Origin of the sequence: Protofrankia sp. Cas8 (genome assembly GCF_963555845.1) — a bacterium.
Taxonomy (GTDB): domain Bacteria; phylum Actinomycetota; class Actinomycetes; order Frankiales; family Frankiaceae; genus Protofrankia.
In genome coordinates this window covers 1-7,820 of the sequence record NZ_CAUVXI010000239.1, presented here as the reverse complement: position 1 = coordinate 7,820, position 7,820 = coordinate 1, and the positions used below count along the sequence as shown (strand labels likewise).

Annotated in this window: 6 protein-coding genes; 4 read left to right on the top strand and 2 right to left on the bottom strand. The window is 70.7% G+C overall.

Going from position 1 to position 7,820, the window contains the following annotated elements; translation table 11 throughout:
* The 4 genes from U9977_RS23760 to ligA form a co-directional block, all read left to right on the top strand.
* On the top strand, nt 1-1,083 hold a 1,083-nt coding region (locus tag U9977_RS23760), incomplete at its 5' end, for a cysteine desulfurase family protein (RefSeq protein WP_322751505.1).
* A gap of 5 nt (nt 1,084-1,088) precedes the next feature.
* On the top strand, nt 1,089-2,189 hold the full coding sequence (mnmA, locus tag U9977_RS23755) for a tRNA 2-thiouridine(34) synthase MnmA (RefSeq protein ID WP_322751506.1): 1,101 nt from the start codon (nt 1,089-1,091) through the stop codon (nt 2,187-2,189).
* 63 nt (nt 2,190-2,252) lie between these two features.
* Nucleotides 2,253-3,293 (top strand): methionine synthase, encoded by a 1,041-nt coding sequence (locus U9977_RS23750; protein WP_322751504.1) that lies wholly within the window; start codon nt 2,253-2,255, stop codon nt 3,291-3,293.
* The gene (gene ligA, locus U9977_RS23745; protein ID WP_322751503.1) at nt 3,290-5,500 is read left to right on the top strand and encodes an NAD-dependent DNA ligase LigA; all 2,211 of its coding nucleotides are present in this window, start codon (nt 3,290-3,292) and stop codon (nt 5,498-5,500) included. Before U9977_RS23750 ends, ligA begins: the two co-directional genes overlap by 4 nt.
* Nucleotides 5,501-5,529: 29 nt before the next feature.
* Here the strand turns inward: ligA and U9977_RS23740 are convergent, their stop codons facing one another.
* Together U9977_RS23740 and U9977_RS23735 are read right to left on the bottom strand one after the other, a co-directional pair.
* Entirely contained in the window at nt 5,530-6,252 is a 723-nt protein-coding gene (locus U9977_RS23740) for an ACT domain-containing protein (RefSeq protein ID WP_322751502.1), read from the bottom strand.
* A 116-nt stretch (nt 6,253-6,368) separates the two neighbouring features.
* A partial coding sequence (locus U9977_RS23735; RefSeq protein WP_322751501.1) for a glutamate--tRNA ligase occupies nt 6,369-7,820 on the bottom strand: 1,452 nt, incomplete at its 5' end.

Here is a 7,820-nt window from a genome sequence, read left to right as displayed (position 1 = left end):
CGTGCGCGCAGAGTAGTTGAAGAGTCGCGCGAGGCGCTCGCCGCGGCACTGCGCGCCCGTCCGTCCGAGGTCGTTTTCACCGCTGGGGGGACCGAAAGCGACAACCTGGCCATCAAAGGTCTGTACTGGGCGCGGCGGGCGGCCGCGCCGCGCCGGCACCGGGTACTGGTCAGCGCGATCGAGCACCGGGCCATCCTCGACGCCGTGTTCTGGCTGGCCGAGGCGCAGGACGCCCAGGTCGAGCTGTTGCCCGTGGACGCCACCGGGATGGTGCACCCCGACGTCCTCGCCGCGGCGATCGCCCGTGATCCCGACAGCGTCGCGCTGGTCAGCGTCATGTGGGCGAACAACGAGGTCGGCACGGTGTCGCCGATCGCGGAGCTTGCAGCGGTTGCGCACGGCTACGGGATCGCGTTCCATACCGACGCCGTCCAGGCGGTCGGGTCGATCCCGGTGTCGTTCGAGGACAGCGGTGCGGACGCGCTGACGGTCAGCGCCCACAAGCTCGGCGGCCCGATCGGCATGGGCGCGCTGCTGGTGCGCCGGGGTCTGGCCCTGGCACCGTTGACCCACGGCGGTGGGCAGGAACGCGATGTACGGTCGGGAACACTCGACACGCCGGGAGTCGCGGCGTTCGCCGCGGCCGCGACCACGGCGGTCAGCGAACGGCCCGCCGAAGCGGAGCGCCTCGCAGCCCTGCGTGACGATCTGGTCGCACGGGTGCTCGCCGCGGTACCGGATGCGGTGGTGAACGGAGCGCCCCCGGGCCCGGGGCTCCTCCCCGGGATCGCTCATCTGACCTTTCCCGGCTGCGAGGGCGACTCACTGTTGCTGCTGCTCGACGCGCACGGGATCGAGTGCTCGACCGGTTCGGCCTGCTCGGCCGGGGTCGCCCGACCGTCACACGTTCTGCTGGCCATGGGCGTGGACGAGGCCGGCGCCCGCGGTTCGCTGCGCTTCTCCCTGGGACGCACCTCCGAGCGTGCCGATGTGGACGCCCTGGTGCGGGTGATCATGCCGGTGGTGGGTAGGGCGCGCCGCGCCGGAGCGCTGTCCGGCCTGTCCGGACGATCTGGGGGGTGAGCGGAATGCGGGTACTCGCGGCCATGTCCGGCGGGGTCGACTCGGCGGTCGCGGCCGCCCGTGCGGTCGACGCCGGCCACGATGTCACGGGCGTGCACCTGGCGCTGGCGAAATCCCCGGAATCACACCGGACCGGCGCTCGTGGCTGCTGCACCGTCGAGGACGCCCGCGACGCCCGCCGCGCCGCCGACGTCCTGCGCATCCCCTTCTACGTGTGGGACCTGGCCGACCGGTTCGAACAGGACGTCATCGACGAGTTCGTGACCGCCTACGAGGCCGGTCGGACGCCGAACCCGTGTGTGCGGTGCAACGAGCGGATCAAATTCGCGGCGGTTCTGGACCGGGCGTTGGCGCTGGGTTTTGACGCGGTGGTCACCGGGCATCACGCCCAGCTGTCCGGCGCGGTACTGCGCCGCTCGGTGGATCCGGACAAGGACCAGTCCTACGTACTGGGGACGCTGCGTCCCGAGCAGCTCGCGCATGCGATCTTCCCGTTGGGGGACACGACGAAGACCGAGGTCCGGGCCGAGGCCGCTCGACGCGGTCTCGCGGTTGCGGACAAGCCCGACAGTCACGACATCTGCTTCATTGCCGACGGTGACACCGGCCGGTGGCTGCGTGAACGGCTGGGATCGCGGCCAGGGCCGGTGGTGGACGCCGTCACCGGCGAGACCGTGGGGGAGCACGACGGGGCGTTCGCCTTCACCATCGGGCAGCGTCGGGGTCTGCGCCTGGGCCGGCCCGCGCCCGACGGCAAGCCGCGGTACGTCCTCGACATCGCGCCCGTCACCGCCACGGTGACGGTCGGTCCGGCCGAGGCACTCGACGTCCACAGCCTCGTCGCAGACCCGGTGGTCTGGCCGTACGAGGGTCCGGTGGTGTGCACGGCCCAGGTCCGCGCACACGGGCGGGCGGTCCCGGCCACGGCGCAGGCCGTCGGGGACGAGCTGCACGTGCGGTTGGACGAACCGGTCCGCGGTACCGCGCCCGGCCAGGCCGTCGTCCTCTACGACGGTGATCGGGTCCTGGGCGGGGGTCATATCCGCCGGTTGGGTGCCGGCGAGTCCGGTTCCGGCCCGCGCGGTGCCGGCCGGCCTGGTTTCTGATCCTTCGCATCCGGGAAGTTTCGATCATGATTTGGATGACCACATGACGATGACCATGACCTCATGACACAGTCAGCTGCTACCCCCGTCAGCACCCGGCTGTGGGAGCCCGGGGCGGCGACCGGGGTCGGGTCGTTGCCGGGGACGGACCCGGTCGAGGCATGCCGGCTGGTCTTCGACGAGCTTGGCGACCTGCCGCACCTGCCTGAGCTGCCGGACCGCGGCGCCGGCGCCGACATGATCGGGCGTGCCGCGGGTCTGCTCGCGGACATGCCGGTCGACCTGCAGCCGTCCGGGTGGCGGTTGGTGCCGCGTCCCGGCATCGACCTGCGTCGCACCCGTGATCTGATGGCTCGCGACCTCGACGCGCTCGGCGAGGTCGCCGCCGGCTACACCGGACCGTTCAAGGTTGCCGTCACCGGACCCTGGACGCTCGCCGCCACCGTCGAGTTGCAGCGGGGGCACAAGGCCCTCAAGGACGCCGGGGCCGCCCGGGACATCGCCGAGGCCCTCACGGAGGGCATCGCCCGCCACCTCGGGCAGATCGCGAGCGTCCTGCCCGGTGCCCGCCTGATCGTCCAGCTCGACGAGCCGGGTCTGCCGGCGGTGCTCGCCGGTCAGGTCCGTACGCCCAGCGGATTCGGGGCGCTGCCGGCGGTCGAGGAGGGTGTTGCCACCGAGCGGCTGCGCAACCTGCTTGCCGGTGTCCTGCTCGCCGGCGTCGCGGTGCCGGCCGGGGTGCACTGCTGCACGGCATCACCCCCGGTCGGGCTGGTGCGGCAGGCCGGTGCGGCCTTCGTGAGCGTGGACGCGACCCTGCTCACCCCCGCCGATGACGACATGATCGGCGAGGCGGTCGAGGCGGGGGTCGCGCTGATGCTCGGCGTGGTGCCGGCGCGGGACACCGAACTGTCCGACGTCGGCCGTACCGTCGAGCCGGTCCGGTCGATGTGGCGCCGGCTGGGGTTCTCGTCCGAGCAGCTTCGGGAGGTGGTCGCGGTGACGCCGACCTGCGGTCTCGCGGGTGCGACACCCGCCTACGCACGGGTGGCGCTGCGACGCTGCCGAGAGGCGGGGCGGGCGCTGGCCGACGATTCGACATGAGTGCGCCCGCTGCGCCGAGTCCGGACGCGACCGGGACGGCCCCCGGCCCGGATGCCGATCCGGCCCCCGGCCCGGATGCCGATCCGGTTGTCGATCCGGATGCCGATCCGGTTGTCGATGACGTCGGCTCGCTTGTCGAGGAGCTGCCCGCACAGGTACGGGTGCGCGCCGCGCAGCTGGCCCTCGAGCTGGACGAGCACGCCTACCGCTACTACGTGCTGGACTCACCGACCGTCTCCGATGCTGAATACGACCAGCTCATGGGTGAGCTGGCGGAGATCGAGACCCGGTACCCGCAGCTGCGCACCCCGGACTCGCCGACCCAGAAGGTCGCCGGCTCCTTCACGACGCTGTTCACGCCGGTCGAGCATCTGGAACGGATGCTCTCGCTGGACAACGTCTTCACCGATGCCGAGCTTGAGGCCTGGGCACTGCGGGCGACCCGGGACACCGACGTCGAGGCCTGGCTGTGCGAGCTGAAGATCGACGGGCTGGCGGTCGACCTGGTCTATGAGGACGGCTGTCTGGTCCGGGCGGCCACCCGCGGCGACGGGCGGGTCGGCGAGGACGTCACCCCGAACATCCGCACCCTCTCGGCGGTGCCGACCCGCCTGCGTGGGCCGGGTATCCCGGCGCTGCTGGAGGTCCGGGGCGAGGTTTTCTTCCCCACGGCGGCGTTCGCCGAGCTCAACGCCACCCTGGTCGCGGCGGGCGAGAAGCCGTTCGCCAATCCGCGCAACGCCGCCGCCGGCTCGCTGCGGCAGAAGGATCCCCGGGTCAGCGCCAAGCGTCCGTTGTCCATGACCGTCCACGGGCTCGGTACCCACCAGGGTCTTGACGTCGAGGCACAGTCCGCGGCATACAGCCGGCTGGCCGAACTCGGCCTGCCCGTCTCCCATCACCACGAGGTGGTGGGCAGCGTCGCCGAGGTCGAGGCGTTCGTCCGTCGGTGGGGGGAGCACCGTCACGACGTCGAGCACGAGATCGACGGAGTGGTGGTGAAGGTCGACGCGTTCGGGTTGCAACGCCGGCTCGGCGCCACCTCGAAGTCGCCACGCTGGGCGGTGGCCTACAAGTATCCGCCGGAGGAGGTGACCACCACGCTGCTCGACATCGAGGTCAACGTGGGCCGCACGGGCCGGGTCACCCCGTTCGGCCGCCTCGAGCCGGTCAAGGTCGCGGGCTCGACGGTCGGGCTCGCCACCCTGCACAACGCCGACCAGGTCGAGCGCAAAGGGGTGCTGATCGGCGACACCGTCGTGGTCCGCAAGGCCGGCGATGTGATCCCGGAGATCGTCGGTCCGGTTGCCGACCTTCGGGACGGTTCCGAACGCGCCTTTGTCATGCCCACCCGTTGCCCGGAGTGCGACACCGAACTGGTGCGACCCACCGACGAGGTCGACATCCGCTGCCCGAACGCGGTGTCCTGCCCCGCGCAGCTACGAGAGTCGATCTTTCATTTCGCCTCCCGGGGCGCGTTGGACATCGACGGGCTCGGTTATGAGACCGCGATCGCCCTGCTGGATGCCGGCCGCGTGCACGACGTGGGCGATGTCTTCCACCTGAGCCCCGAGTCGTTCGACGGACTGCGCGGGTTCGGCCAGAAGAAGATCGATCAGATTCTGCGTGGGGTGGAGCAGGCTCGGGGTCGACCGCTCTGGCGGCTGCTGGTCGGCCTGTCCATCCGCCATGTCGGGCCGAGCGCGGCGCGGGCGCTGGCACGGGAGATGCAGTCGGTGGACGCGCTCGCCGCCGCATCCACCGAAACTCTCGCTGCCGTCGACGGTGTCGGCCCGACCATCGCCGCGGCCGTGGCGGACTGGTTCGCTGATCCCCGTCACCGCGAGATCCTCGAACGGATCCGCTCCGGTGGGGCACGCCTGGCCGACGTCGGCGCGGACGACGGGCCGGGTCCGCTGCGCGGTGTCACCGTTGTGATCACGGGGACTCTCACCGACTGGAGCCGCGACTCCGCCGCCGAGGCGGTCCAGGCACGCGGTGGCAAGGTCACCGGCTCGGTGAGCAAGAAGACGACCTTTGTCGTCGTCGGTGCCGACCCCGGGGCTGGCAAGTACGACAAGGCGCGGGCGCTGAAACTCCCGATCCTCGACGAGGCCGGGTTCACCGTGCTGCTCGACGCCGGGCCGCAGGCCGCCGGCGCGCACGCCCGTCCCGCCCAACCGGCCGACGACGATCCGGGCGGGTGATCGCCAGCTGGTGACGCCGACTCGGCTCGTCAACCCGTTCCCTGCGCGGCGAGCGAGACATCCCTGTTGTGCGCGATCGTCGCGGCGATGCCGGCGAGATGCGCGAGACGCAGCACCTCCGACGCCCGGAACGCCGGGCCGCCCGGCCGTCCGATCAGAACCGCCCGGTCCGGACCTCCCACCGGCGCGACCGCCAGCTCCATGTCGAGCGCGGTCCAGCGCGGAGGCAGCCAGCCCGCGTGGCGGTCCAGCCGCTGCGCGCGGTCCAGCGGCAGCCACAACAGCGTGGATCGCACCCGCTCCGGGACGGCGAGGTCGCCGCCACCGAGATCCGGGGCGCCCACGGAGGTCTCCACAACCCGCAGATCGTCGGGCCCGACCCGCTCCAGCAGCACGGCCCAGTCGGCATGGAACACCGCCCCGACGAACTCGGTCATGACGGCCAGCGCCTCGTCGGGCCGGGAGGTCATGGCTTCGACGAGGTCCAGGTCATGTTGAATGCCGGCACCGCCGGACAGGTACGGGCGCAGGGATTCCACGCTCACCCCGGGCACGGACTGCACCGCGGTCAGGACGGTGTCGACGAGCCCGTACGGCGGGAGCGCGACGACGATGTCGTCCACGGCGCCGTTCGGGCCGCGTTCGACGACGTCCAGGCTGACGATGTCGATGGCAGCCTGGCCCAGCGCGGTCGCGACCGCGCCCAGGGCGCCGGGGCGGTCCGGCAGGACGAGGCGAAGCAGATACGACATGTGGCCAAGAATGCAGTTTGGAGGTGTCGGTGCTGTAGCGCAAAAATCACAGGCAGGTATCGTTGCTGGTCACCGTCCTGGCGTCGATCGTTGCTGTGAGCAGGGCCGCTGCCCGTTCAGCTGGGGCCGAGAACGGCGCCGATCCGCTTGCGCACCTCGGTCTCGCCCAGCGCACCCGCGACCAAGTGGAGGGCAGGGCTGCGGGTGGAGCCGGTGAGCAGCACGCGGACCACCTGGGACGCCTCCCGGATTGATCCGACGTAGGAGCCGGGGTCGCTCTTGTACTCCTTGACGCTTGCCGCGAAGTCGTTGTCCCTGGCCGTCACGCGGATTTGGTCGAACCAGCCGTCCGAGTCGGAAAGGTCCTGGTAGACACGCAGCAGATCCGCGCACAGCCGCCGCACCACATCGGGTGCGAGGCCGCCGAACCTGCTGTCCCCGGGATCGGCCACCGGCTCGAACAGGGTGGTGAAGAAGTAGCCGTAGATCGGCCGGAAATCCGACCACTTGCGCAGGTCCTTGCGCGGGTTGTCCACGCCTGTCCGCTCGATGTCCAGGGCCCGCACGGCGATGTCCTGCTCGGCGCGGACAGCCTGCGCCAGTTCGGTGTCGTGGGTGTCCGCCCACGTCAGCACCTCGTCCAGGACATCCCGGCTCGGCAGAGTCGCGACGTAGTCCGCCGCGATGTCCTCCAGTTTCACCAGATCCACCAGCGCGCCGGACACGCCGCACTCGGCCAGACCCAGTGGGGCGGTCAGCGCTTCGGTCAGCGCCATCTCCGCCAACCGCCCGTTGATCAGCCCGCGGAGGTAATAGAGCACACTCGGCGCCGGGTATCCCGCTTTGATATAAAATTCGACGGACGCCTCGGGATCCTTGCGCTTGGACAGTTTCCGCTTTCCCGAGCCGTCCACCTTCAGCAGCGGTGCGATGTGCGCGTACGGAATGCGCTCGAAGCCCGCCGTGTCGAACAGTTGCAGGTGCACCGGGACCGAGGACAGCCACTCGTCGCCTCGAATCACATGAGTGACCCGCATCAGATGGTCGTCCACGACATGCGCGAAATGATAGGTCGGCAACCGCAGCAGGCTGTCGGAACTCTTCAGAATGACGATGTCGTTGCGGTTCGCGTCCGCCTCCAGGCGGCCGCGCACCAGGTCGGTGAAGGTGATCCTGCCCGGCTCGCCCGGCGACCGGAACCGCACGACGTAAGGCTGTCCGGCGGCCAGCCGCTCGCGTACCTGTTCGTCGGCGGCATCGCGCCAGGTCGCCCAGCGGCCGTAGTAGCCGGTGGGCACCTTCTTGGCGCGCTGTTCCTCGGTGGCCGTACCCAGCTCCTCCTTCGTGGCGAAGCACAGGTATGCCTTGCCTGCGCGGAGAAACTCGCGTATGTAGGTCAGGTAGATCCGGGCCCGGTCCGACTGCGTGTAGGGGCCGTAGGCGCCGGTCTGGTCGGACTCGTCCGAACTGACGCCGAAGTAGCCGAAGGCCGCGTCGAACTGTGCGGTCGCGCCCTCCACAGTTCGCGCCTGATCAGTGTCCTCGATCCGGATGAAGTAGACGCCGCC